Below are 24,504 nucleotides of genomic sequence, written 5' to 3'. Positions count from 1 at the left end.
TGACCGTGGCGGCGCTCCCGTACTGGCGGCTGTCCAGTTTCTATCTGTTCTATTTCGCCTTGCTCGGTTCGACGGCGCCGTTTCTGGCGCTGTACTTCGATCACCTCGGATTCAGCGCCGCGCGCATCGGCGAGCTGGTGGCGATCCCGATGCTGATGCGCTGCGTGGCGCCGAACATCTGGGGCTGGCTCGGCGATTACACCGGCAGGCGCCTGGCCATCGTGCGCTTTGGCGCGGTGTGTACGCTGCTGACTTTCTCGCTGATTTTCGTCAGCAAGACCTACGCCTGGCTGGCGATGGTCATGGCCTTGCACGCCTTCTTCTGGCACGCGGTGCTGCCGCAGTTCGAAGTCATCACCCTCGCGCATTTGCAGGGCCAGACGTCTCGCTACAGCCAGATCCGCCTCTGGGGCTCGATCGGTTTCATCATCACCGTGGTCGCCCTCGGTCGCCTGTTCGAATGGCTCAGCCTCGACATCTACCCGGCGGCGCTGGTGCTGATCATGGCTGGCATCGTGCTCAGCAGTCTGTGGGTGCCGAACGCTCAGCCGCCTCAGGGCAACCGGCCGACAGGCGAGGGCTTTCTCAAGCAATTGCGCAATCCCGGGGTGCTGGCATTCTACGGTTGCGTGGCGCTGATGCAGATGAGCCACGGGCCGTATTACACGTTTTTGACTCTGCACCTTGAGCGACTGGGTTACAGCCGTGGCGTGATCGGCATGCTCTGGGCGGTCGGCGTGGTGGCGGAAGTGCTGATGTTCATGGCCATGAGCCGGATCCTCGCGCGTTTTTCCCTGCGGCGGGTGCTAATGGCGAGTTTTCTGCTGGCGGCGTTGCGCTGGTTGCTGCTAGGTTCGTTCGCCGAGTTCCTCTGGGTCTTGCTGTTTGCCCAGGTGCTGCACGCGGCGACCTTCGGCAGCTTTCATGCGGCTGCCATCGCGTTCGTGCAACGTAGCTTCGGCGCGCGCCAGCAAGGACAGGGCCAGGCGCTGTATGCAGCGCTGGCCGGCACCGGTGGCGCGCTCGGCGCGTTGTATTCCGGCTACAGCTGGAATGCCCTCGGCGCGACATTGACCTTTAGTATTGCCAGTCTCGCAGCGCTCGCCGCTGCCGTTATCATTGCCATTCGAATGCAAGAGGACAGGCCATGAGCCTTACCCGTGAACAGCTTGCCCAGCAAATTGTCGACGCCGGGCGTTTTCTTTATGGTCGCGGCTGGTCGCCGGCCACCAGCAGCAATTACTCGACGCGCCTGTCGCCGAGCGAAGCGCTGCTGACCGTGTCCGGCAAGCACAAGGGCCAGTTGGGCCTGGACGACGTGCTCGCCACCGACCTGTCCGGCAACAGTCTTGAGCCCGGCAAAAAGCCGTCCGCCGAAACCTTGTTGCATACCCAGCTCTACAGCTGGCGCCCGGAGATCGGCGCGGTGTTGCACACTCACTCGGTGAACGCCACGGTGCTGTCGCGACTGACGCCGCAAGACTTCATCGAGTTCGAAGACTACGAACTGCAAAAAGCTTTCAGCGGCATCTCGACCCACGAATCCCGGGTGCGCGTGCCGATCTTCGACAACGATCAGGACATTGCGCGCCTCGCCGCCAAGGTGCAGCCTTGGCTCGACGCCCATCCCGATTGCGTCGGTTATCTGATTCGCGGCCACGGCCTCTACACCTGGGGCGCGCAGATGAGCGACGCGTTGCGTCAGATCGAGGCCTTTGAATTCCTGTTTGAATGCGAGTTGAAGACCCGCAGCGTCATGAACCGCCAAGGCTGACTTCACCAGAACCAGCCCCTTTGCCTGATGAATGCAGTGCCCGACCGGTCTCGAAGAACCGGACGGCAAGGCCGATACCGAGGAATGCCCCATGAGCAGCCTGTCCGTCTATCACGTTTCCAGCCCCGAGATTCCGAACAAGGTGCTGACCCATTTCGAAGACATCGCTTCGACCCTGGCCGAGCAGGGCGTGCGCTTCGACCGTTGGCAAGCCGCCGCGAAGATCCAGCCCGGCGCCAGCCAGGAAGAAGTGATCGGTGCCTATAAAGAACAGATCGATAAACTGATGACCGAGCGCGGTTACATCACGGTCGATGTGATCAGCCTCAACAGCGATCACCCGCAAAAAGCCGAATTGCGCGCCAAGTTCCTCGAAGAACATCGCCATGGTGAAGACGAAGTGCGTTTCTTCGTCGCCGGTCGTGGCCTGTTTACCTTGCACATCGACGATTACGTCTACGCCGTACTGTGCGAGAAGAACGACCTGATTTCGGTGCCGGCCGGCACCAAGCACTGGTTCGACATGGGCGAGAACCCGCATTTCGTGGCGATCCGCCTGTTCAACAACCCTGAAGGCTGGGTCGCCAACTTCACCGGCGAAGACATCGCCGGCCGCTTCCCGCGTCTGGAGGACTGAGCCGATGTCGATCAAGGTCATTCTCACCGACATCGAAGGCACCACCAGCGCAGTGAGTTTTGTGTTCGACGTGCTGTTCCCGTATGCGGCGAAGCACCTGCCAGACTTCGTTCGCCAGAACGCCCAGCGTGCCGACGTTGCCGAGCAACTGGACGCCGTGCGCCGCGACAGCAACGAACCGCAGGCTGATGTCGAGCGAGTCGTGGACATTCTGCTGGCCTGGATCGCCGAAGACCGCAAAGCCACGCCGCTCAAAGCGTTGCAGGGCATGGTCTGGGAGCAGGGTTATCAGGCCGGGCAGTTGAAAGGCCATGTTTACCCGGACGCCGTTGAAGCGCTCCAGCGCTGGCATCAGGCCGGTTATCAACTGTTTGTTTATTCGTCCGGTTCGATCCAGGCGCAGAAGCTGATTTTCGGCTGCTCGGAAGCAGGGGATCTGACGCCGCTGTTCAGCGGCTACTTCGACACCACGTCGGGCCCCAAGCGCGAGGCGCAGTCGTACAGCAACATCCAGCAGGCCATCGGGGTCGAACCAGAGGAGATTCTGTTCCTGTCCGACATCGTGCAAGAACTCGATGCCGCCCAGGCTGCTGGCCTGCAAACCTGCGGCCTGGCCCGTGAAGGCGGGGAGTTGGCAGGGCATGTGACCGTCGACAGCTTCACCGGGATTGAGCCGGAAGCGTTCTGAGTTCACCCAATCGACGCGCAAAAAAAACAGGCCGTGAAGCGAAAGCTCCACGGCCTGTCTGTTTATACGGTGTTCGAATTACATCGAGTGATAGGTCGGCAGGGCAAAACGCTGCTGGCTTTGCAGCATGCCGATCTGCGGCAGCTCGCTGGCCTGTTCCGCCAGATCACGACGGATCGCGCTGATTGCCCACGACAGTTGATCACCGGTATGCAGTTGCTGATACGTGAGCGCACGTTTGAACACTTTGCCGTCGGCACTCTTCAGCGTCAGCAGGATCCCGCCATCGGGACGGGGCTGGGTGGTGACGGCGAAGTTGGAAAACAGGGAGGTAAATTTTTCTTGGATCAGGTTCATGTCTTTCAGCTCCGTATGCACTTGAATGGCAAGCATGTATAGGGAGTTGCAGCGATTGTGCCAGTATTTGAGTTTTTAAAAATCCTTATAAATCAGTAATTTATAAAATCTACTGGTTTTGGCTGTCGTGCAATCTGCATGAATGGCCATCGTGCATCCTGCATTTTGCGGGATCATTGTCGATTCGATTGAACCAATACCCTTGGCTGTAATCATGCGGCGTTTAGTAGTGCCGGGGCGGATACAAAACATTGCAAAAACCGCGTGTACAGCCCGCGAAGCCCTGACGTATTTTCGGCCTCGACCCTCGCTCGAGAAGCGCCGGTTGTCTCACCCGATTGCCCGACAATAAAAATCCGGCCTGCACGTCAAGGTCGAACGGGAGCTGCCATGCACCAAGCGCCGAGCGACACGATTACCTGGGGCATGATGCTCCGCAAACTGCCGATGATTGCCAAAGCCATTCCACGGGTGGTGAAAGGCATGAAGGTGGCCAACGTCACGGATCCGACCCAAACCTGTGGCCTGGGCTGGACATTCGAGCAAGCGACGCTGCGCAATCCCGAGGGCCCCGCGCTGCTGTCGGGCGAGGTGGTGCTGAGTTATTCACAGGTCAACCAGTGGGCCAACCGCATCGCCCATTATCTGATCGGGCAGGGCATCGGCAAGGGCGATGTGGTGGCGGTGTTCATCGAGAACCGTCCGGAACTGCTGGTGACGATTCTGGCGCTGGCCAAAGTCGGCGCCGTCAGCGCGCTGCTCAATACCTCGCAGACCCGCGATACGCTGATCCACAGCATCAATCTGGTGACCCCGGCGGCGATTGTTGTCGGTGAAGAGTTGCTGCCGGCATTTGCGGCGGTACGCGAGCAAGTAGCGATCCCGGCAGCGCGCGCCTGGTTCGTCGCCGATCAGGATACCTTCAGCCATCCGGGCATCGCGCCCGAGGGCTACATCAACCTGATCAGCGCCAGTGCCGACGCCTCGGGCGACAACCCGGCCAGCAGCCGGCAGATTTTCTTCGACGACCCGTGCTTCTACATCTACACCTCCGGCACCACCGGTTTGCCCAAGGCCGGGGTGTTCAAGCACGGCCGCTGGATGCGCAGTTCGGCGAGCTTCGGCATGATCGCCCTCGACATGCGCCCGGACGACATCGTCTATTGCACCTTGCCGCTGTACCACGCCACCGGGCTTTGCGTGTGCTGGGGTTCGGCGGTCAATGGCGCGTCGGGTTTCGCGATTCGCCGCAAGTTCAGCGCCCGGCAGTTCTGGAGCGATGTGCGTCGCTATCGCGCAACCACCATCGGTTACGTCGGCGAGTTGTGCCGGTATCTGGTGGATCAGCCGCTCAGCGCCGACGACAGCCGTCACGACGTGCGCAAGATGATCGGCAACGGCCTGCGGCCCGGTGCGTGGGCCGAGTTCAAGACCCGCTTCGGCGTGGATCACATCTGTGAGCTTTACGCCGCCAGCGACGGCAATATCGGCTTCACCAACATCCTCAATTTCGACAACACCATCGGTTTCTCGCTGATGGCCTGGGAACTGGTCGCCTACGACCAGGACAGCGGCGAGCCGATTCGCGGCGATGACGGATTCATGCGCAAGGTCGGTCGGGGTGAGCGAGGCCTGCTGCTGGCGCGGATCGACGACAAGGCGCCGCTGGACGGCTACACCGACCCACAAAAAACCGCGAAAGTCGTGCTACAGGACGTGTTCACCAAGGGCGACCGCTTCTTCAACACCGGCGATCTGTTGCGCAACATCGGTTTCGGCCATGCACAGTTTGTCGACCGTCTCGGCGACACCTATCGCTGGAAGGGCGAGAACGTCTCGACCACCGAGGTCGAAAACCTGCTGCTCCAGCATCCGCATATTTCCGAAGCGGTGGCCTATGGCGTGGAAATCCCCAACACCAATGGCCGCGCCGGGATGGCGGCGATCACCCCGGCCGAGTCTCTGGCGACCCTGGATTTCGCCGAGCTGCTGGCTTTCGCCCGCCAACGCATGCCGGCCTATGCGGTGCCGCTGTTCTTGCGGGTCAAGGTGAAAATGGAAACCACCGGCACTTTCAAATATCAGAAGACCCGCCTGAAAAACGAAGGCTTCGACCCCGGCCTGACGGGGGATGACCCGATTTATGCCTGGCTGCCGGGGACCGAAACCTACGTGCAGGTCACGGATGAAACTCTTGCCGACATCCGGGCAGGCAAGTACCGCTATTGATATTGGCTATCGGCAGTCTTGGAAAAAAGGGGATGACAGCTATCGCTGCGCTCGGGAAACTATCGGCTTTCCGATTGACCGAAAGTGGAGTTGCCCCATGTCCGACCAAAGCCGCCAGATGACCCCCGAAGAAGCTGCCGAATTCACCGAGCAGGTATTCAACAAGGCGCGCGAGGGCGATGCGGTGATGCTCGATCGCCTGATCACTGCCGGTCTGCCGGTGAACCTGACCAACAGCAAGGGCGACACCCTGCTGATGCTCGCCAGTTATTACGGTCACGTGGACGCGGTACAAGTGCTGCTCAAGCACAAGGCCGATCCGGAACAACGCAACGGCAACGGCCAGAGCCCGATTGCCGGCGCCGCGTTCAAGGGTGACCTGGCCGTGGTCAAGGCATTGGTCGCCGGTGGGGCGCAGATCGAAGGCGCCTCCTTCGACGGCCGCACGGCGTTGATGATGGCGGCGATGTTCAACCGCGTTGAAATCGTCGACTTCCTGATCGACCAGGGCGCCGACCCGAAAGCCAAGGATGCCAACGGCATCACCGCGCTGGACGCGGCCCGCACCATGGGCGCCGTGGACACCACTGCGCAGCTGGAAAAACTGCTGGGCTAACGCCGCTGGCCGGAACCCGCTCTGTGGCGAAGGCGAGAATGCGCTATCCTTCGCGCCCTCAAAATTCCCTTCGCCACAGGATCCGCTCCCATGAAAGCCGCACTCGCCGAACTCATCAGCAAAATCAGCTCCGGCTGCATGGGCGACGACGAGATTCAGAAAGTCGCTGACGAAGCGGCACAGGCCTACGCCGATGCCGACGCATTTCTGACCGCCAACCCGGACATCAACTACGACGACACTTTCCCGATTCCGCTGGGCGAGTGGGTCGTGGTCGGCAGCCTGCCGGAGACCGTGCTGTTCCAGGCCGACACCTACGCCGACCTGTTCGCGCAGATCGTTGCCTCGTTCGGCCCGGGTGTCGAGTTCAACCTCAAGCCCAAGCAACTGGCCAAGACCGAGGCGCTGACCGCGCTCAACCGCATCCAGGTGCAGATGAGCAGCCTGAACAAGGAAAACGGTGGTTACACGCTGATGAACTTCAGCCAGCTGCTCGACGACGAGCTGCAAGTGGTGCTGGTCTACGGCAACGACGTGCCGCGCGTGCTGGAACTGTGCGCCGAAGTCGGCATTGCCGCCGCGCCGTCGCTGGAAGCCTTGAAGGTCGCCGTTCACGTCTGAACGCAATAAAAGGGAACCCTGAGCGCGACCGTCTATCCTAAAAGTGCATGCCACTATTCTGGAGCGACACCATGGGTTCCACGTTCAATGGCCTGGTCGGCCTGATCATTCTTGCGCTCGACATCTGGGCGATCATCAATGTGCTGAAAAGCGGCGCCGAGACCGGGATGAAGATCCTCTGGGTGCTGTTGATCATCCTCCTGCCGGTGCTGGGCCTGATCATCTGGGCGATTGCCGGGCCGCGGGGCAATGTGCGGATCTGACCGTTCGCACCGTGATTGGGTCGGACCGATGAACTGAGGTTCGACCTGTCATCTTCGGCAACGTAGAATGCGCGCCTTTCCCGGGCAATCGAACCTGACGATTGGCGCCCGCGCATTCATCGGAGCACTTCACCATGACCGTCACCAAGACCAGCGAATACCTGGAAACCCTCTACGAAGGCTACGGCCAGCGTTTTCGCATGGAAAAACTGCTGCACGAAGTGCGCACCGAACACCAGCACCTGGTGATTTTCCAGAACCCGCGCATGGGCCGGGTGATGGCGCTGGACGGCGTGATCCAAACCACCGAAGCCGATGAATTCATCTACCACGAAATGCTCACCCACGTGCCGATCCTCGCCCACGGCACCGCCAAGCGCGTGCTGATCATCGGCGGCGGCGACGGCGGCATGCTGCGCGAAGTGACCAAACACGCCAGCGTCGAGCACATCACCATGGTCGAGATCGACGGCACCGTGGTCGACATGTGCAAGGAATTCCTGCCGAACCACTCCAAGGGCGCCTACGACGATCCACGCCTGAACCTGGTAATCGACGACGGCATGCGTTTCGTCGCGACCACCACCGAAAAGTTCGACGTGATCATTTCCGACTCCACCGACCCGATCGGCCCGGGCGAAGTGCTGTTCTCGGAAAACTTCTACCAGGCCTGCCACCGCTGCCTGAACGAGGGCGGCATCCTCGTGACCCAGAACGGCACGCCGTTCATGCAGATCGAAGAAGTGAAAACCACCGCCGGCCGCCTGCGCAGCCTGTTCCCGGACTGGCACTTCTATCAGGCGGCCGTGCCGACCTATATCGGCGGTTCGATGACCTTCGCCTGGGGTTCGACCAACCCTGCGTACCGCAAGCTGAGCCGCGAAGTGCTGCAACAGCGTTTCATCGGCAGCGGCATCGTCACCCGCTACTACAACCCGGAAATCCACATCGGCGCCTTCGCCTTGCCGCAATACGTGCTGCAGGCAGTGAACAAGCCAAGCAACGACTGATCGTTCGCGGGTCAGAAAAAGCCGAGGCCGGTGTGCGAAAACACGCCGGCCTCGGCTTTTTTCATGTTGCATCGGTGTAAACCTTTTGAACGATCAATCCTGACAAAAGTCGAGATAGGTGTAAGCCCATTTGCGGGTTTGATCGAGGAGGCTCCGATGTCAAAGTGGAAAGTCACTTTCGTGGACGATCATGGTGAAACGATCGACGAAGTCTTCGAGTGCGAGGAATGCCCCAGCCATGAACGGGCAGCCCGCCTCATCAAGGAACGGTTGTTGCCGGTCGCCGCCGAGCTTGACCTGAACGATCTGGAAGGGCGCACCGCCGATGCCGGCGTGAAAAGCCTGAAAACCCAGAACAGCATCGAAATCCGCAGCATCACCCCAATCTGAATCTTCATTTTCTTCATGTACCAGGCCTTGGCAGCGGCTCTATCTTGGGGCTACTCTGCAAGCGAGATCAGCGAACGGATCGCTAAGGTCTGGTCTTGTCAGCTACATGCTTGTTTCCCGCCGGCAACGCGGTTGCCGTAAGCACCCGGGCCCGTTGGGCCAGTGCAGGGAATACGGAAAGTCTATCCATCTATGCGAGGGGGACGATTCATGAGCACAGCCTATCAAGAAGACATCAGCAGCAGTGTGCTGCGCCGCATGAAAGAAGGCGGTTTCGATTTTTCCCGATTCCATCCCATCGAGTTCTACGCCATTTTCCCGGACGAGGAGCGGGCGCGCAGGGCGGCAGGCAAATTTCGCGGTGAATCCATCAATGCCCAGGTCAGTGCGCGCGACGACGGCGCCTGGTCTCTGGAATTGAGCAAGGTGATGTACGCAACCTACGACGACATTGGCGATTTCGAGCAGGGCTTTTCGGCGGTGGTCGAGCCCTTGGGCGGCATCATCGAAGGCTGGGGCGTGAAACAGGAGATCCGCAACCGGCACCGTTTGAACTGATCACTCTCGCAACACGTCGAGCTACGGCTGACCTTCGGGTCGGCCGTTGTCGTTTCTGCCCCCCTGAACACCCCATGGCAAAACCCTGAAACAAGAAACCGGCGCAAAAAAAAGCCACCTGAAAAGGTGGCTGAAAGGGAAGACCGCAAGGAGAGGAAACCGCTCAGGGTTACGGCCGGGATGGCTGCCGAGGCAAGCCGGATCAGTGGGGCTGCGTACTTCGTCAGCGACGTTTTTGCAGCGGATGCGCGGATTATCCGCAGCCGGCACCGAGCAGTGAAATCAACTCTGACTATGCTGGTGATAGGCGACGGGACTGCGTCGCAATGAAGCGGGGGCGATCAGGTTGGAGCATTTGCCGCACAGGAATGGTGCGGTGCATGTGACGTGAATATCCAACCGATTGAAATCAAAGCGTTTATGCCGATGGCACGGGCCTTGCGAAGGCCTGTATGTCCGGGGTGACAAGGAGTACGGCATGATCCGCACCTATTTTGATGAAATGTACGATGCCGGCGGCCAGATCCGCCCGCATTACCGGGAGTTTGCCCGCTGGCTGGCCGAAACGCCTGACGAACTGCTGGCCCAGCGGCGGCGCGAGGCCGATCTGCTGTTCCATCGTGCCGGGATCACTTTCACGCTCTACGGGGACGAGCAAGGGACAGAACGCCTGATTCCCTTCGACACCATTCCGCGCAGCATTCCCGCCAGCGAGTGGCGGATCGTCGAGCGCGGCTGCATTCAGCGGGTCAAGGCGTTGAACATGTTCCTCGCCGACCTTTACCACGAGCAGCGCATCATCAAGGCCGGGATCATTCCCGCCGAACAGGTGCTGGCCAACGAGCAATATCAGTTGGCGATGCAGGGGCTGGACCTGCACCGCGATATCTATTCGCACATCTCCGGCGTCGATCTGGTGCGCGACGGCGACGGCACGTATTACGTGCTCGAGGACAACCTGCGCACGCCAAGCGGCGTGAGCTACATGCTCGAAGACCGCAAGATGATGATGCGCCTGTTCCCCGAACTGTTCGCGGCCCAGCGCATCGCTCCCATCGACCATTACCCGAACCTGCTGCTCGACACCCTGAAAAGCTCAAGCCCGATCGACGACCCGAGTGTCGTGGTGCTGACGCCGGGTCGGTTCAACAGCGCGTTTTTCGAGCATGCGTTCCTGGCCCGGGAAATGGGCGTGGAGCTGGTGGAGGGCGCGGACCTGTTCGTGCGCGACGACAAGGTCTTCATGCGCACCACCGACGGCCCGAAAGCCGTGGACGTGATCTACCGCCGGCTCGACGACGCATTCCTCGATCCGCTGGCGTTCCGCCCGGATTCGATGCTCGGCGTGCCGGGGCTGCTGTCGTCCTATCGCTCGGGCAACGTGGTGCTGGCAAATGCCATCGGCACCGGCGTGGCGGACGACAAATCGGTGTACCCGTTTGTCACCGAGATGATCCGTTTCTACCTCGACGAAGAACCGATCCTGAAGAATGTGCCGACCTGGCAATGCCGCAATCCGTCTGAACTTTCCCATGTACTGGCCAATCTTCCGGAGCTGGTGGTCAAGGAAACCCAGGGCTCCGGCGGTTACGGAATGCTTGTGGGGCCGGCGGCGACGACCGCGGAAATCGATGCGTTCCGTGAGCGGATCAAGGCCAAGCCCCACGCGTACATCGCGCAACCGACGCTGTCGCTGTCGACCTGTCCGACCTTTGTCGAAAACGGCATTGCGCCGCGCCATATCGACCTGCGTCCGTTCGTATTGTCCGGCCGCGAAACCCGGGTCGTGCCCGGCGGTTTGACCCGTGTCGCCCTGCGTGAAGGCTCTCTGGTGGTGAACTCATCCCAGGGCGGCGGAACCAAGGACACCTGGGTGGTCGAGGATTGAAGGAAGCCTGCCATGTTAAGTAGAACTGCCTCGGATCTGTACTGGATGTCGCGTTACCTGGAGCGGGCGGAAAACCTCGCACGGATGCTCGATGTCAGCTATTCGCTGTCGCTGATGCCGCAGGACGGCCGTGGCGACGGTCTGCACGAACTGGCGATGCCGTTGCTGATCACCGGCACGCTGGACGATTACCTGGAACGTCACGGCGAGCTGCATGCCGAGCGCTTGCTGCATTTCTTCGCCCTCGATGCGGCCAACCCGGCGAGCATCTACAGTTGCCTCGGCGCGGCGCGGGCCAGCGCCCATGCGGTGCGCGGACGAATCACCGCCGACATGTGGGAGAACATCAACGCCACCTGGCTGGAGATCCGCGGCATCGCCAATCAGGGCCTCAGCCGTTATGGCATGAGCCGTTTCTGCGAGTGGATCAAGGAACGTTCGCACCTGTTTCGGGGCGCGTCCTACGGCACCATCATGCGCAACGACGCGTTTCGTTTCATTCGCCTGGGTACATTCATTGAGCGGGCGGACAACACCTTGCGCCTGCTGGACGCCCGTTACGAAATGGCTGGCGATCAGGCGGAAGCTGTCAGCGACGGCACTGCCCATGCCTATTACCAGTGGAGCGCCTTGTTGCGAGCCTTGTCATCGTTCGAGGCATACACCGAGATTTATCGCGATGCGCCGGGCGCCCGGCATGTGGCCGAGCTGCTGTTGTTGCGCGCCGACGTGCCGCGTTCGCTGCGTGCCTGTACCGAAGAGATCGACCAGATTCTCGCGCAACTGCCGGGGGCCAACGGTCGCCCTGCACAACGACTGGCGGCGGAAATGGACGCGCGTCTGCGTTACACCGGCATTCAGGAAATTCTCGAGGAAGGGCTGCACGCCTGGCTCACCGAATTTATCCCGCTGGTGCGCCAGCTGGGCAACGCCATTCACAGTTCCTACCTGGAGGCCGCATGAGACTTTCCATCAGCCACGAGACCACCTATCACTACGAAGATCAGGTGCGCGCGAGCATCCAGTACCTGCGCCTGACGCCCCATGACAGCGAGCGTCAGCACGTGCTGAGCTGGCAGCTCGACCTGCCGCGCCCGGTGCGTGCCCAGCTCGATCCGTTCGGCAACATCCTGCACGTGCTGACCATGGACGAGCCCCACGAAGCGATCATCATCGGCGCCCGGGGGCAGGTCGATATCGACGAGTTGCGCGAAGCGGAGCACGAGAGTCAGTCGGCGCTGCCGTTCCTGCGTTTCACCCGGCTGACAGAGGCTGACGAGGCGCTGCGGGCGTTTGCCGAGAAGTCCTGCAAGCAACGACGCGACCGCAATGCACTGATCGACCTGATGCATGGGCTGAACCAGCACATGACCTACAAACCGGGCGCCACCGAAGTCGACACCAGCGCCGCCGAGGCATTTGCCGGCCGGGCGGGTGTTTGCCAGGATCACGCCCACGCGTTTCTCGCCTGCGCGCGCAGCCTCGGTGTGCCGTCGCGGTATGTGTCGGGTTATCTGTACAGCGAGGATTGCGAGCATCTGGCCAGTCACGCCTGGGCCGAAGCCTGGATCGATGACGCCTGGTACAGCTTTGATGTGACCAATGAGCTGGCGCGGCCGGAGCGGCACCTGAAACTGGCGGTGGGTCTGGATTACCTCGACGCCTGCCCGGTGCGCGGCATGCGCCGGGGCGGCGGGTCTGAGCAGATGCACGCGAAAGTGCTGGTGTCGCCGACACCAGCGCCAATCATCTCGGTGCAGCAGCAGTAAGCGGCGTAATTGGATTACTTGGCCGGCGCAACCTTGCGCCCGGCCATGTGCTGCAAATACCCGATCAGCTTCTGCAGATCCGCATCCGGCAACACCTCGGCAGAAAACCCTGGCATCTTCGCTTGCGGCCACTGACGCAGACTCTGTGGGTCGCGAATGTAGCGCTTGAGGAAGTCCGCGCCGAAGTACTCGGTCGGGTTGTACGGAATATTCAGGTCCGGCCCGAACTGCGCATCGCCCGCGCCATTCAGGCGATGGCAGGCCAGGCAGTTCTTCTGGAACAGCGCAAAACCCTGATTCACCGGGTCATCGGCCTTCAACGCAGGATCCGGCAGCAGGGCAGGGAAGCGCTCGGCCACCGGCGCCATGCGCTTGATGCTCGCCACTTCGAACGGCCATTGTTCCGGGCTGATATTGCCGGCCTGCGGATCGGTCCACACCAGATAGAACGGCCCGGCGCTGTGCTTGCCTTCCGACAGCGGCGGCCAGGGTTGCGCCGGATCTTCGATGGCGAGCCAGGCGCGTGAGCCTTTGTCGTTCAGTAGCGGTGCGGCGGACAGCTCTGCGGCAAAACCGTCCAGTGCCACGGCTTGCAGGTGATCGTCCGGTTTGATGCCGGTCAGCAGCGCGGCCATCGGTACGGCGCGAAAAGTCATGTCCTTCTTGTAGGACACATCATTCTTGACCGTGAGGGTTTGTACCTGAGGATGCTTGAGCAACTCCTCGGTCTGCCAGGTGCGGCTGTTCGCGCCCAGCTCCAGATTCAGCTGCGCGGCAGACAGGGGCATGCTCAGCAGCATGGCCCCGAATAGAATGAGCGTTTTCAAGTGATCGCCGTCCGTGTCGTGGAAGTGCGCAAAGGTTGGCACAGCCACGCTGGCCCGGGTAGCGGGCCAGTCACATTTTCAGTGGCGATAAACAATACCTGCCGCTTGAATCAGCCGATGACCTTGGTCAGGTTCGGCAGAATCAACAACAGCGTCGTGGCGAAAAGAATGAGCCCTGCTTGCCGTACTTTCGGTTGTTTGAACATGGCTTGACCGCCTTTTTTGTTATTTCCTGATGCCTGCCTGCATATCCATGACGGCAAGCGCTGCACTTCCTGTAGCGAACGCCTGTCTCGGCAAAACCCGACGACAACGACGTACATCTTCACCTTAGGGCCCGCGTCACGCTTCGCTTAGATCCATTTCGTATGTATTTGCTACCTGTCGCGATTAAAAAGGCATGAGGCCCATTGCCAGCTTCTTTGCCGCCCGTTTGCTAGACAGCTCGCGCACCTGAACCGGTTAATCAAACCACGGATGACCGTCCGTCTGAGCGTGCGCGTCAACGTCATTGAGCGCTGTGGTCATTGAATCGATGGCCTGCGAAGACAACAGTGACAGTACGAATTTCACTCACCGCACAGGTTCGAGGACGTCATGACCCAAGCTTTGATTTTCGACGCGTTACGCACGCCCCGTGGCAAGGGCAAGGCCGACGGATCGCTGCACAGCGTCAAACCGGTGAACCTGGTGGCCGGGCTGCTGACCGCTTTGCAGGCACGTACGGCGCTGGACACCAGCCAGATCGATGACGTGGTGCTCGGTTGCGTCACGCCGATTGGCGATCAGGGCTCGGACATCGCCAAGACCGCCGTGCAGGTGGCTGATTGGGACGTCAGCGTCGCGGGCGTGCAGATCAACCGCTTCTGCGCCTCGGGGCTGGAAGCGGTGAACCTGGGGGCGATGAAAGTGCGCTCCGGGTTCGAAGACCTGGTGGTAGTTGGTGGCGTCGAATCCATGTCCCGAGTGCCGATGGGCAGCGACGGTGGCGCCTGGGCGCTGGACCCGCAAACCAACCTGCACAGCCACTTCACACCACAAGGCGTCGGCGCCGACCTGATCGCCACCCTTGAAGGCTTCAGCCGGCAGGACGTCGATGCCTACGCGCTGCACTCGCAGCAGAAAGCTGCCCGCGCCCGGGCCGACGGTTCGTTCAGCAAGTCGCTGGTGCCGGTGCAGGACCAGAACGGCATCATCCTGCTCGATCACGATGAATTCATTCGCGCCGAGTCGACCCTTGAAGGCCTGGGCAAGCTCAAGCCGAGTTTCGAAATGATCGGCCAGATGGGCTTCGACGCCACGGCATTGCGGGTCTACAGCCATGTCGAGCGAATCAATCATGTGCACACGCCGGGCAACAGCTCGGGGATCGTCGACGGCGCGGCGCTGATGCTGATTGGCTCCGAAGCGAAGGGGCGTGCGTTGGGTCTGCAACCTCGGGCGCGGATTGTCGCCACGGCGGTCACCAGCACCGACCCGACCATCATGCTCACCGGCCCGGCGCCGGCCACTCGCAAGGCGCTGGCCAAGGCCGGGCTGCGGGTGGAGGACATCGACCTGTTTGAAGTCAACGAGGCGTTCGCCTCTGTGGTGCTCAAATTCATCAAGGACATGGCTGTCGACCCGGACAAGGTCAACGTCAATGGCGGCTCGATCGCCATGGGCCATCCGCTGGGCGCCACCGGTTGCGCGATCCTCGGCACCTTGCTCGATGAACTGGAAGCCCGGCGCCTGCGCTACGGCCTCGCGACGCTGTGCGTCGGCGGCGGCATGGGCATCGCCACCATCATCGAACGCCTCTGACCCCAAGGAATCCTGTCATGACCCAAGCCATTCGTTACGAAAAAGGCCAGGACGGCATCGTCCTCCTGACCATCGACATGCCGGGCCAGAGCGCCAACACCATGAACGCGGTATACCGCGAGGCCATGGCCGACAGCGTCGCCCGATTGCAGGCGGAAAAAGATGACATCGCCGGGGTGATCATCACCTCGGCCAAGAAAACCTTCTTCGCCGGTGGTGACCTGAATGAATTGATCAAGGTCGGCAAGCCCGAAGCCAAGGCCTTCTACGACATGGTGCTGACCCTCAAGGGCCAGTTGCGCACCCTGGAAACCCTCGGCAAACCGGTGGTCGCGGCGATCAACGGCGCGGCGCTCGGCGGCGGCTGGGAAATCTGCCTGGCCTGCCACCACCGCGTTGCGTTGGACGATGCGTCGGTGCAACTCGGTTTGCCGGAAGTGACCCTCGGCCTGTTGCCGGGTGGCGGTGGCGTGGTGCGGATGGTGCGCATGCTGGGCATCGAAAAGGCTTTGCCGTATTTGCTTGAAGGCAAGAAAGTCCGTCCGCAGCAGGCGTTGCAGGCCGGATTGATCGATGAGCTGGCGGCGGATCGCGATGAGCTGCTGGCCAAGGCCCGGGCCTGGATTCTGGCCAATCCTGCGGCCGTGCAGCGTTGGGATGTGAAGGGTTATCAGATTCCCGGCGGCACTCCGTCGAACCCGAAAGTTGCTCAGATGCTGGCGATTGCGCCGTCGATCCTGCGCACCAAAACCCAGGGCACGTTGCCGGCGCCGGAGAAGATTCTGTGCGCGGCGGTGGAAGGCGCGCAGGTGGATTTCGACACGGCGCACCTGATCGAAACCCGCTACTTCACCGAACTGACCACCGGCCAGATCTCGAAAAACCTGATCGGCACGTTCTGGTTCCAACTCAATGAAATCAATGCCGGCGGTTCACGGCCGCAGGGTTTTGCACCTTATATGACGAAGCGAGTGGGCGTGCTCGGAGCGGGCATGATGGGCGCCGGGATCGCCTATGTCAGCGCATTGGCCGGGATCGACGTGGTGCTCAAGGACATTAACCTCGCGGCTGCGGAAAAGGGCAAGGCGCATTCGGCGGCGTTGCTGGACAAGAAAGTCGCTCGCGGGCAGATGACTGCGCAGCAGCGTGAAGCGGTGCTGGCGCTTATTCACCCGACCGAAAGCGATGCCGATCTGGCGGGTTGCGATCTGATCATCGAGGCGGTGTTCGAGGATCGTCAACTCAAGGCCAAGGTCTCGGCAGCAGCGCAACAGGTGGTTGGCGCCGACGCTGTGATTGCTTCCAACACATCGACCTTGCCCATCACTGGCTTGGCGACCGCAGTACCGGATCAAAGCAAGTTTATCGGCCTGCACTTCTTCAGCCCGGTGGAAAAGATGCCGCTGGTGGAAATCATCAAGGGCGCGCAAACCAGCGACGAAACCCTCGCACGCGGGTTCGATTTCGTACTGCAAATCAAGAAAACCCCGATTGTGGTCAACGACAGTCGCGGATTCTTCACGTCGCGAGTATTCGGCACCTTCACCAATGAAGGCATTGCGATGCTGGGTGAGGGCGTCAGCGCGCCGATGATCGAGACCGAAGCGCGCAAGGCCGGCATGCCTGTCGGGCCGTTGGCGATCTCTGACGAAGTTTCCCTCAGCCTGATGAGCCATATCCGTCAGCAAACGGCCAAAGACCTTCAAGCAGAAGGGAAGCCGCTGATTGAGCACCCGGCGTTCGCCGTGATTGACTTGCTGCTCAACGAATACAAGCGGCCGGGCAAGGCAGCGGGAGGCGGTTTTTATGAGTACCCGGCGGGTGGGCAGAAACATCTGTGGCCCGAGCTGAAAACCCGGTTCGAGAAAGCCGACGGGCAGATATCGCCGAAGGATGTGCGTGATCGACTGCTGTTCGTGCAGGCCATCGAAACCGTGCGTTGCTTGGAGGAGGGCGTGCTGACGTCGACGGCGGACGCCAACGTCGGCTCGATCTTCGGCATCGGTTTCGCGGCATGGACGGGCGGTGCGCTGCAGTTCATCAACCAATATGGCGTGAAGGACTTTGTCGCCCGGGCGCAGTATCTGGCGGAGCAGTACGGTGAGCGTTTCGCACCGCCTGCGCTGCTGCTGGAAAAAGCTGCCAAGGGCGAGTTGTTCTAACGGGGTGGGGACGCATTTCGGGGCTTGCCTTGCCGGGTGGTTTCAAGGCAGGCTCTGGGGTGTGCATTATTCCCATCACGTGTCAGGTATTTTTTATGTCGCTACGCATCTGCATTCTGGAAACCGACATCCTGCGTCCGGAACTGGTCGATGAATATCAGGGTTACGGGCAGATGTTCCAGCGCCTGTTCTCGCAACAGCCGATCGCCGCCGAGTTTACGGTGTACAACGTGATGCAGGGCGATTATCCGAGTGATGACCTGACCTTCGATGCGTATCTGGTTACCGGCAGCAAGGCCGACTCGTTCGGTACCGATCCGTGGATCCAGACCCTCAAGCAATACCTGCTGACCCGCTATGAGCGCGGCGACAAACTGCTCGGCGTGTGCTTCGGCCATCAACTGCTGGCGCTGCTGCTGGGTGGCAAGAGCGAGCGCGCCACGCAAGGCTGGGGTGTCGGCATCCACAACTACAAACTGGCGGCCAAGGCTCCGTGGATGAGCCCGGTGCGTGAAGAGCTGACGCTGTTGATCAGCCACCAGGATCAGGTGACGGCGTTGCCGGAAAACGCGACGGTGATTGCATCGAGCGATTTCTGCCCGTTTGCCGCGTACCACATCAACGATCAGGTGCTGTGCTTCCAGGGTCATCCGGAATTCATTCACGACTATTCGCGAGCGCTGCTGGATCTGCGTCAGGAAGCGCTGGGCGAGCAGGTGTACAGCAAGGGCGTGGCCAGCCTGGAACATCAGCACCACGGCACCACCGTGGCGGAATGGATGATGCGTTTCGTGGCGCACAAGCCGACCGCTGCTTGAATCCAGACGCCCCCTTGTTTTACACGGGGGCGTTTTTTCTTATAGCCAGCCGGATTTCTTGAAGCTCGCCCACAGGCTCACGCAGCCGACCGTGATAAAGCCCAGCACGCCGAAATAGCCGTAGTGCCAGCTCAGCTCCGGCATGTTCTGGAAGTTCATCCCGTAGATCCCCGCCACCGCTGTCGGGAACGCCAGAATCGCCGCCCATGCCGCGAATTTGCGTTGCACCACGCTCTGGCGTGACGCCTCTAGCAACACGCCGATTTCGATGGTCTGGCTGGCGATATCGGCCAGGGTGGTCAGATCTTCCATCTGCCGATTCACGTGGATCTGCACGTCGCGAAAGTAAGGGCGCATGTTCTTGTCGATGAAGGGAAAGCTCAGCTTCTGCAGCTCCTCGCCGATTTCCACCATCGGCGCGGCGTAACGGCGCAGGCGCAGGACGTCGCGACGCAGGCCGTGCAGTTTCTGGATGTCGTATTCATTCAATGCGCTGCACAACACGTTGCGTTCCAGCTCATCGATCTCGGCGTGGATCGCTTCGCCCACCGGCTGATAGTTTTCGATCACGAAATCCAGCAGCGCATACAGTACGAAATCTTCCCCGTGCTCCAGCAACAGTGGCCGCGCCTCACAGCGTTGACGGACGTGGGCGTAGGACGCCGAGTGGCCATTGCGGGCAGTGATGATGTAGCCCTTGCCGGCGAAGATGTGGGTTTCGATGAACTGCAGAATCCCGTGTTCGCGCACCGGCGAGTAGGTGACGATGAACAGCGCGTCGCCAAAGGTTTCCAGCTTCGGCCGGCTGTGCTTTTCCAGGGCGTCTTCGATGGCCAGTTCGTGCAGGTTGAACTGACGTTGCAGGTTGGACAGTTCCTGGGCGCTCGGCTCTTCGAGGCCGATCCAGACGAAGTGGCCGGTCTTGGCGGCCCAGGCCGCGCCTTCGTCGAGGGAAATATTGGTGACTTTCTTACCAGCGCTGTAAACCGCAGCAGCAACAACTCGACCCATGGTGGTGATTCACTTCTTCTTGGCAGATGGCAGGGGAGACATGGCTTCAGCTTAGCCGTGTCGCTGCTTGAGAGTCAGTGAAATCTGCACAGTTCACCGGGCAAAAGAAAACCCGCACAGGGCGGGCTTCTTTTTCACGCAGCTTGCAGCTGCCGGTCCATCGCATCGATGCATTCGCGCATCTGTTCGCGGCACTGGTTGATCAGCATGGGCATGTCATCCATGGTCAGGCCGACGGTAGGAATTGCCGGCAGCGAGCGTATGAGAACTTTCCCGCTGTGCCAGCGGTTCAGACGCATGTGCTTGATGTAGCTGCTGACACACACCGGAACGATCGGCACCCCGGCGGCGATGGCCATCTGGAACGCGCCTTTCTTGAATGGCAGCAGTTCCTCACCCAGGTTGCGCGTGCCTTCCGGGAACACCCAGATTGAGGTGTCTTTGTGCTGCAAGGTGTCGGTGGTGGTCAGCATCGACTGGCGCGCCTTGTGCGCGTTCCCACGATCGATCAACACATTGCCCGCCAGCCAGAACAGCTGCCCGAACAGCGGCACCCACTTCAGGCTCTTTTTGCCGATGCACACCGTCCGACGCGGCACCACGTTGCCGAACACGAACAGGTCATAGTTGGACTGATGATTGGCGATGATCACGCAGCTGTCGGGTTTGTTCATCAACGGGCCGACTTCGGCCTTCACTCGCAGACGCAAAATGCACATGGCCGGCAGTGCATAGAGGCGGGCGCACAGGCGACTGTTGTCCGGATTGAATGGCCGGCACACCCCGAGGATCACTCCGAGTATCCCCGCCAGAATAAAGTGCAGGCCCATCAATAACATACGAAACACAAACAGCATTTTCAGGCCCATCGGGACAAAAGGTGGCGCAGTGTACGGATGTGCACTGTTTTCGGCAATTGCCGCTATAGAGTCCGGAGATGGGCGATGTTTAAGCGCATGTTTCCGACTTGTTGGTCAGAGGCGTCCTAGAGCTGCCGCGGAGTTTTCAACAAGCCGCGTAAGAAAAAGCCCGACACGACGGTCGGGCTTTTCTGAATCGGTATGAGCCGGGTGTCAGCCCAGATGCTCCTGATCCTGGATGATCGCATTGTCCAGGGTTTCCAGCAGCGCCTTGCGCACTTTCAACTTGGTGTTCTTGTGTGCGGTCATGTTGATCTTTTTCAACTGACGCGCGGCGGCGAGGGCGGCGCCTTGCAGTTCTTCGGCCGCGACCACTTTGTCGAGGAAGCCGGCATCCACTGCGCTTTGCGGATCGAACATCTCGCCATTGATGACCGAGCGGTGGAAGGCCGAGCGACGCAGGCGATCACGGGCCAGCTCGATGCCGGCGTGGTGCATGGTCATGCCGATCTGCACTTCGTTCAGACCAATGCTGAACGGGCCGTCGACACCGATCCGGTAATCGGCGGACAACAGAATGAATGCGCCTTTGGCTACGGCATGCCCCGGGCAAGCAACAATCACCGGGAACGGGTGCGACAACAGGCGGCGGGCCAGGGTCGAGCCGGCGGTCACCAGCGACACGGCTTCTTTAGGGCCGGCAGTCATCACTTTCAGGTCGTAGCCGCCAGAGAGAATGCCCGGCTGACCGGTGATGATCACAATGGCACGATCCGCCACCGCCTGATCCAGCGCCGCGTTGAAGGCCGCGATCACGTCCGGGGAAATGGCGTTGACCTTGCCGTTGCTCAGGGTCAGGGTCGCGATACCGTCTTCGAGGTGGTAGGCAATCAGGTCGCTCATGGCGCAATTCCTTATAAGAAAGATGGGCAGACGTTACCCACCGTCGCCGGTCAGGTAAAGCACTGTGACTGACCCGCCAGTCACCGTTTACCGGCCGATGCGCTGCAACACGCCCCGCGCCTGACGCCTGCGCACCTATATAGAAGGGCTGCGCCCACCCGAGATTGGCCGGATTGCCATGGCCCCTAGAAGGTGGAAGCGACTTTTTCTCTTAACCGCATGAAAATTCTGAAAAAAAGTTTGCCATCAGAAAAGCTTTCGACTACATTAGCGCGCCTCGACAGACAGAACATGTTTGAAGAGATACGGTGAAGTGTCCGAGTGGCTTAAGGAGCACGCCTGGAAAGTGTGTATACAGGAAACTGTATCGAGAGTTCGAATCTCTCCTTCACCGCCAAATTCGATGTAAACAAAATCCCTGGTTTCGAAAGAAGCCAGGGGTTTTGTGCATTCTGGCGTCCGGATTTTTTTGGTCACAGAGATCGGTTCGGCTTCCCTTTGCCAGGGCATTACAATCGCGGCTTTATCCGGCAAGTAAAAGGACGACCTCCATGATCATTTCCACCACCCACTCCATCGAAGGCCGGCAGATTACGGCGTATCTGGACATCGTCAGTGCCGAGTCGGTGCAGGGCGTGAATGTGATTCGCGATATGTTCGCGGGCATGCGGGACTTTTTCGGCGGGCGTTCGCAGACGCTGGAGCGGGCGTTGAAGGAGGCGCGTGTTCAGGCGACTGACGAGATCAGGGAGCGCGCGCGGGCCTTGCAGGCGGATGCGGTGGTCGGGGTGGATTTCGAGATCAGCATGCCGGCAGGGAAGGGCGGCATGGTAGTGGTGTTTGCGACCGGTACGGCGGTCAAATTGCGCTGAGCATTGGTTTCCGCTTGTGAGCCCATTCAACGGAATGGGCTCTTTGCTGACAATCAGCCCCGTGGTTTGAGCAGGATAGTGCCTTTCGAGTCATAGGTCAGCGGTGTATCGATCGCAACGAGAGGCGGGGTATCGCCTGGTTGAACTGGCTGAACCGGGTCCGGGTGGTAGATGACGCCAGGCTGCAACGGACTCGGTCCGGTCGGCTGCTTGATGACAATTTCACCTGAAGCGATCTTTTCCTTGAGTTTCTCCGCCCCGGCTTTGCCGGCGGCGATCTGTTCATCCGTGAGCTTTACAACGGGCAGTGTGGGGAATCCTTTGATTTCCATGTTCTCTCCTTGAGATTCATTGCGTACGAAAAAGGGCAGCGGCCGGTCGCCGCAAATCTTTAGCCGCGTGGGACCAACGGTTCCTCAATGTGTTTAATTTCCTTAGGCCATTCGTCGGGCTTCGGGTGATCTGAATCACAAGTCCAGGAATGACCGGCTAGTCTCAAAAGCCTTGGAGGTCGATATTTTTTCAGGCAAAAGGGTTTGCCGGTGTCGGCCCGCATTTGGAAAGGGGTGAAGAGATGACTGATCCGTACATCGAAGACGACGGGGCTGAGTTTTCATTCAACAATTGCGTGCGCTGCGGCCAGACGGAGTATCAGGCCGGATTCGGTGAGGATCCGGTGCAGACCGGCAAGATCAAGTCCACGGCACCCAAGGGGCCTAAAGCAAAATTTCTGCCCAAGGTGACGGCACGTTCCAGGAAGTAATCCGGATGCCACACGGCCCCGCCATTGAGCGGGGTTTTTTGTTTCTTTTATTTGAGAAATGCCTTACAGAAATTGCAAATTCGTTTGGTTTCTTTCACAAACTTTTCACACCCGGCTGAGTAGGGTGAAGCCATCCGTTAGAAAGCAAGTCTCCAGCCCGTCTCCCCAGCGGGCTTTTTTTTGCCCGTCATAAAACCTTTTCCGTATTCGCTGTCCAATCGGCGCCAAGTGCGCTGCAACGCTGGACATTGCCGCGGCAACAGCATTCAATCTGCGCCCTTTTTTATTCCTTCTGTTGAGGTTTTTCGTCATGCGTTTAACTCTGCCTGCTCTGGTTCTGGGGCTTCTGGTTGCTCAAGGTGCAATGGCTGGCGACGGTACCGCCGCACTGGGTGGCGGCCTGGGCGGCGCGCTGGGTAACGTGGTTGGCCAAAAAATGGGTGGCAGCAACGGCGCGGCGATTGGCGCTGGCCTGGCCGGCGCAGCTGGCGGTGCGTTGGCAGCGAAGAAGGGTGCCCGCACAAAGGCGGCCATTGGCGGGGGTGTCGGTGCGGCGGGTGGTTCGATTATCGGTAACAGCCTGGGTGGCAAGAACGGCGCGACTATCGGTGCTGGCCTGGGCGGCGCAGCCGGTGGCGCAGTGGGCAGCAATCTGTCCAAGGGTCACAAGCGTCACTGATTGCCAACGCGTGACTGAAAAGGCCCGGCTTTATGCCGGGCCTTTTCGTTGCTGAACGTTTTTCCCGAATTCGCCTCCAATGCTACGCAGCCCCCTCCGCGGGCGAACCGTCCCGACTCGGGACCTGTGAGGTCTGTATGCGATTGACATTATCCGCATTGGTTTTGGGATTGTTCGTGGCCCAAGGCGCCATGGCCGCCGGTGATGGCACGGCCGCCGTGGGTGGTGGATTGGGTGGCGCGTTGGGCAATGTGGTCGGCGGCCAACTCGGCGGCAGCACCGGTGCTGCGGTGGGTGCTGGCGTTGGTGGCGCGGCCGGCAGTGCCGTCGGAGCGAACAAACGCAATCGCACGGAAGCCGCCATTGGCGGTGGCCTCGGCGCCGCAGGCGGGTCCGTCGTCGGCAACAGCCTCGGCGGCTCCACCGGTTCGACTATCGGCGCAGGGTTGGGCGGCGCAGCGGGTGGCGCGGTCGGCAACAACCTGGGTGACGATGGCGGCAAGTCGCACTCCGGCGGTGGTCACAAGCACAAGAACAAATACAAGAACCGTCATCGTTGAGTGACCGGTTCTACGGAAACCCGGCTTTATGCCGGGTTTTTTGTGCCTGCGCGTCATGCGCTGGAACGAATGGCGACCATACTTTTCGAACGTCGTATACGAATGCGACTGACGAGGTGCGCCATGACTCCCGAAACCGAAGGCAAGGAAGAAAAAGGCCCGAGCGGATTGCCGTTTATCAATGACCCGGGGAATGAAGACCCGGGGTCGTTGATGGATGATGCGACGGTTCCTCTTTTGGAGGGTGAGGAAGAGCTTGAGTATGAGGATTTTGATGATGATGAGTGATTGGGTGCATGCATCAATTCTCCTGCATTAATTTTCGTCTGTTGTTCGTTTAGATTTTGGTAATCGACTTGGGCACTCTGATCTGAAACTAAATAAAGTAATTGCACATGTCTCTTGATAACAAATAGTAAGTCTTGCAAGTAAAAGCTATCGCGATG

28 protein-coding genes and 1 tRNA gene are annotated in these 24,504 nt (G+C 60.2%); 23 read left to right on the top strand and 6 right to left on the bottom strand.

All coding sequences use genetic code 11. The features are described 5' to 3' along the window. Positions 1 to 5 precede the first annotated feature (5 nt). From EIY71_RS22980 to mtnC, 4 genes are all read left to right on the top strand, one after another. The gene (locus EIY71_RS22980; protein ID WP_011333208.1) at positions 6 to 1,151 is read left to right on the top strand and encodes an MFS transporter; all 1,146 of its coding nucleotides are present in this window, start codon (positions 6 to 8) and stop codon (positions 1,149 to 1,151) included. After that, positions 1,148 to 1,774: a methylthioribulose 1-phosphate dehydratase gene (locus EIY71_RS22975; protein WP_007959997.1), complete on the top strand. Its 627-nt coding sequence runs from the start codon at positions 1,148 to 1,150 to the stop codon at positions 1,772 to 1,774. The genes EIY71_RS22980 and EIY71_RS22975 overlap by 4 nt, the downstream gene beginning before the upstream one ends. A 91-nt stretch (positions 1,775 to 1,865) precedes the next feature. Then, entirely contained in the window at positions 1,866 to 2,411 is a 546-nt protein-coding gene (locus tag EIY71_RS22970; protein ID WP_039770173.1) for an acireductone dioxygenase, read from the top strand. Between the two features lie 4 nt (positions 2,412 to 2,415). Continuing rightward, positions 2,416 to 3,099, top strand: coding sequence for an acireductone synthase (gene mtnC / locus EIY71_RS22965; protein ID WP_129973346.1), 684 nt, complete (start codon positions 2,416 to 2,418; stop codon positions 3,097 to 3,099). A gap of 78 nt (positions 3,100 to 3,177) precedes the next feature. Here mtnC and EIY71_RS22960 read toward each other — a convergent pair whose 3' ends face one another. Further along, positions 3,178 to 3,456, bottom strand: coding sequence for a DUF3509 domain-containing protein (locus EIY71_RS22960; RefSeq protein WP_039769924.1), 279 nt, complete (start codon positions 3,454 to 3,456; stop codon positions 3,178 to 3,180). 390 nt (positions 3,457 to 3,846) lie between these two features. Between EIY71_RS22960 and EIY71_RS22955 the strand changes: the two genes are divergently transcribed. From EIY71_RS22955 to EIY71_RS22910, 10 genes are all read left to right on the top strand, one after another. Beyond that, complete coding sequence (locus EIY71_RS22955; RefSeq protein WP_129973347.1) at positions 3,847 to 5,685, top strand: long-chain-acyl-CoA synthetase; 1,839 nt, start codon at positions 3,847 to 3,849, stop codon at positions 5,683 to 5,685. 97 nt (positions 5,686 to 5,782) lie between these two features. After that, positions 5,783 to 6,301, top strand: a complete 519-nt coding sequence (locus EIY71_RS22950) for an ankyrin repeat domain-containing protein (RefSeq protein ID WP_085608799.1) — start codon at positions 5,783 to 5,785, stop codon at positions 6,299 to 6,301. A 90-nt stretch (positions 6,302 to 6,391) separates the two neighbouring features. Then, entirely contained in the window at positions 6,392 to 6,922 is a 531-nt protein-coding gene (locus EIY71_RS22945; protein WP_129973348.1) for a hypothetical protein, read from the top strand. A gap of 71 nt (positions 6,923 to 6,993) precedes the next feature. Then, positions 6,994 to 7,185, top strand: coding sequence for a PLDc N-terminal domain-containing protein (locus EIY71_RS22940; RefSeq protein WP_007959984.1), 192 nt, complete (start codon positions 6,994 to 6,996; stop codon positions 7,183 to 7,185). Between the two features lie 134 nt (positions 7,186 to 7,319). Further along, on the top strand, positions 7,320 to 8,195 hold the full coding sequence (speE, locus tag EIY71_RS22935) for a polyamine aminopropyltransferase (RefSeq protein WP_007959983.1): 876 nt from the start codon (positions 7,320 to 7,322) through the stop codon (positions 8,193 to 8,195). Between the two features lie 156 nt (positions 8,196 to 8,351). Then, complete coding sequence (locus EIY71_RS22930) at positions 8,352 to 8,585, top strand: hypothetical protein (RefSeq protein WP_007959980.1); 234 nt, start codon at positions 8,352 to 8,354, stop codon at positions 8,583 to 8,585. Positions 8,586 to 8,795: 210 nt separating this feature from the next. Beyond that, a complete protein-coding gene (locus tag EIY71_RS22925) occupies positions 8,796 to 9,143 on the top strand; it encodes a ribonuclease E inhibitor RraB (RefSeq protein WP_007959978.1) in 348 nt (115 codons plus the stop codon). 478 nt (positions 9,144 to 9,621) lie between these two features. Continuing rightward, complete coding sequence (locus EIY71_RS22920) at positions 9,622 to 11,031, top strand: circularly permuted type 2 ATP-grasp protein (RefSeq protein ID WP_085748507.1); 1,410 nt, start codon at positions 9,622 to 9,624, stop codon at positions 11,029 to 11,031. Between the two features lie 12 nt (positions 11,032 to 11,043). Continuing rightward, entirely contained in the window at positions 11,044 to 11,994 is a 951-nt protein-coding gene (locus EIY71_RS22915) for an alpha-E domain-containing protein (protein ID WP_007959974.1), read from the top strand. Continuing rightward, positions 11,991 to 12,800, top strand: coding sequence for a transglutaminase family protein (locus tag EIY71_RS22910; protein ID WP_007959971.1), 810 nt, complete (start codon positions 11,991 to 11,993; stop codon positions 12,798 to 12,800). The genes EIY71_RS22915 and EIY71_RS22910 overlap by 4 nt, the downstream gene beginning before the upstream one ends. 14 nt (positions 12,801 to 12,814) lie before the next feature. On the opposite strand, the gene EIY71_RS22905 is transcribed toward EIY71_RS22910, so the two are convergent. Then, positions 12,815 to 13,600: a cytochrome c gene (locus EIY71_RS22905; RefSeq protein ID WP_085748508.1), complete on the bottom strand. Its 786-nt coding sequence runs from the start codon at positions 13,598 to 13,600 to the stop codon at positions 12,815 to 12,817. Positions 13,601 to 14,224: 624 nt separating this feature from the next. Here EIY71_RS22905 and EIY71_RS22900 point away from each other — a divergent pair. From EIY71_RS22900 to EIY71_RS22890, 3 genes are all read left to right on the top strand, one after another. Beyond that, positions 14,225 to 15,430 (top strand): acetyl-CoA C-acetyltransferase, encoded by a 1,206-nt coding sequence (locus tag EIY71_RS22900; protein WP_085748509.1) that lies wholly within the window; start codon positions 14,225 to 14,227, stop codon positions 15,428 to 15,430. A 17-nt stretch (positions 15,431 to 15,447) separates the two neighbouring features. Beyond that, positions 15,448 to 17,592, top strand: a complete 2,145-nt coding sequence (locus EIY71_RS22895) for a 3-hydroxyacyl-CoA dehydrogenase NAD-binding domain-containing protein (RefSeq protein ID WP_134023244.1) — start codon at positions 15,448 to 15,450, stop codon at positions 17,590 to 17,592. Between the two features lie 95 nt (positions 17,593 to 17,687). Next, the gene (locus EIY71_RS22890) at positions 17,688 to 18,410 is read left to right on the top strand and encodes an amidotransferase (protein WP_007959955.1); all 723 of its coding nucleotides are present in this window, start codon (positions 17,688 to 17,690) and stop codon (positions 18,408 to 18,410) included. Positions 18,411 to 18,449: 39 nt separating this feature from the next. On the opposite strand, the gene EIY71_RS22885 is transcribed toward EIY71_RS22890, so the two are convergent. From EIY71_RS22885 to EIY71_RS22875, 3 genes are all read right to left on the bottom strand, one after another. Further along, positions 18,450 to 19,421 carry a magnesium and cobalt transport protein CorA gene (locus tag EIY71_RS22885; protein WP_085748511.1) on the bottom strand — a complete coding sequence of 324 codons (972 nt, stop codon included), beginning with the start codon at positions 19,419 to 19,421 and terminating at the stop codon, positions 18,450 to 18,452. A gap of 134 nt (positions 19,422 to 19,555) precedes the next feature. Beyond that, positions 19,556 to 20,278, bottom strand: a complete 723-nt coding sequence (locus EIY71_RS22880; protein WP_134023242.1) for a 1-acylglycerol-3-phosphate O-acyltransferase — start codon at positions 20,276 to 20,278, stop codon at positions 19,556 to 19,558. Between the two features lie 216 nt (positions 20,279 to 20,494). Further along, a complete protein-coding gene (locus tag EIY71_RS22875; protein ID WP_011333225.1) occupies positions 20,495 to 21,184 on the bottom strand; it encodes a crotonase/enoyl-CoA hydratase family protein in 690 nt (229 codons plus the stop codon). Between the two features lie 307 nt (positions 21,185 to 21,491). Between EIY71_RS22875 and EIY71_RS22870 the strand changes: the two genes are divergently transcribed. Beyond that, positions 21,492 to 21,581: transfer RNA gene (locus tag EIY71_RS22870), tRNA-Ser, on the top strand. A 154-nt stretch (positions 21,582 to 21,735) separates the two neighbouring features. Next, complete coding sequence (locus tag EIY71_RS22865; protein ID WP_085748512.1) at positions 21,736 to 22,056, top strand: YbjQ family protein; 321 nt, start codon at positions 21,736 to 21,738, stop codon at positions 22,054 to 22,056. Between the two features lie 53 nt (positions 22,057 to 22,109). Here the strand turns inward: EIY71_RS22865 and EIY71_RS22860 are convergent, their stop codons facing one another. Continuing rightward, positions 22,110 to 22,388, bottom strand: a complete 279-nt coding sequence (locus EIY71_RS22860) for a hypothetical protein (RefSeq protein ID WP_134023240.1) — start codon at positions 22,386 to 22,388, stop codon at positions 22,110 to 22,112. 242 nt (positions 22,389 to 22,630) lie between these two features. Here EIY71_RS22860 and EIY71_RS22855 point away from each other — a divergent pair, with 242 nt between their 5' ends. The 4 genes from EIY71_RS22855 (at position 22,631) to EIY71_RS28610 (ending at position 24,346) form a co-directional block, all read left to right on the top strand. Further along, on the top strand, positions 22,631 to 22,819 hold the full coding sequence (locus tag EIY71_RS22855; protein WP_085748513.1) for a hypothetical protein: 189 nt from the start codon (positions 22,631 to 22,633) through the stop codon (positions 22,817 to 22,819). 310 nt (positions 22,820 to 23,129) lie between these two features. Then, entirely contained in the window at positions 23,130 to 23,498 is a 369-nt protein-coding gene (locus EIY71_RS22850; RefSeq protein ID WP_011333227.1) for a hypothetical protein, read from the top strand. A 137-nt stretch (positions 23,499 to 23,635) separates the two neighbouring features. Further along, the gene (locus tag EIY71_RS22845; RefSeq protein WP_134023238.1) at positions 23,636 to 24,058 is read left to right on the top strand and encodes a glycine zipper domain-containing protein; all 423 of its coding nucleotides are present in this window, start codon (positions 23,636 to 23,638) and stop codon (positions 24,056 to 24,058) included. A gap of 123 nt (positions 24,059 to 24,181) precedes the next feature. After that, positions 24,182 to 24,346, top strand: a complete 165-nt coding sequence (locus EIY71_RS28610; protein WP_007952178.1) for a hypothetical protein — start codon at positions 24,182 to 24,184, stop codon at positions 24,344 to 24,346. Positions 24,347 to 24,504 lie beyond the last annotated feature (158 nt).

The sequence above is a fragment of the Pseudomonas sp. CH235 genome, from assembly GCF_004368175.1.
Lineage (GTDB): Bacteria > Pseudomonadota > Gammaproteobacteria > Pseudomonadales > Pseudomonadaceae > Aquipseudomonas > Aquipseudomonas paraglycinae.
Note: the sequence above shows the minus strand (reverse complement) of the source record. Positions and strands in the feature narration are given on the sequence as shown.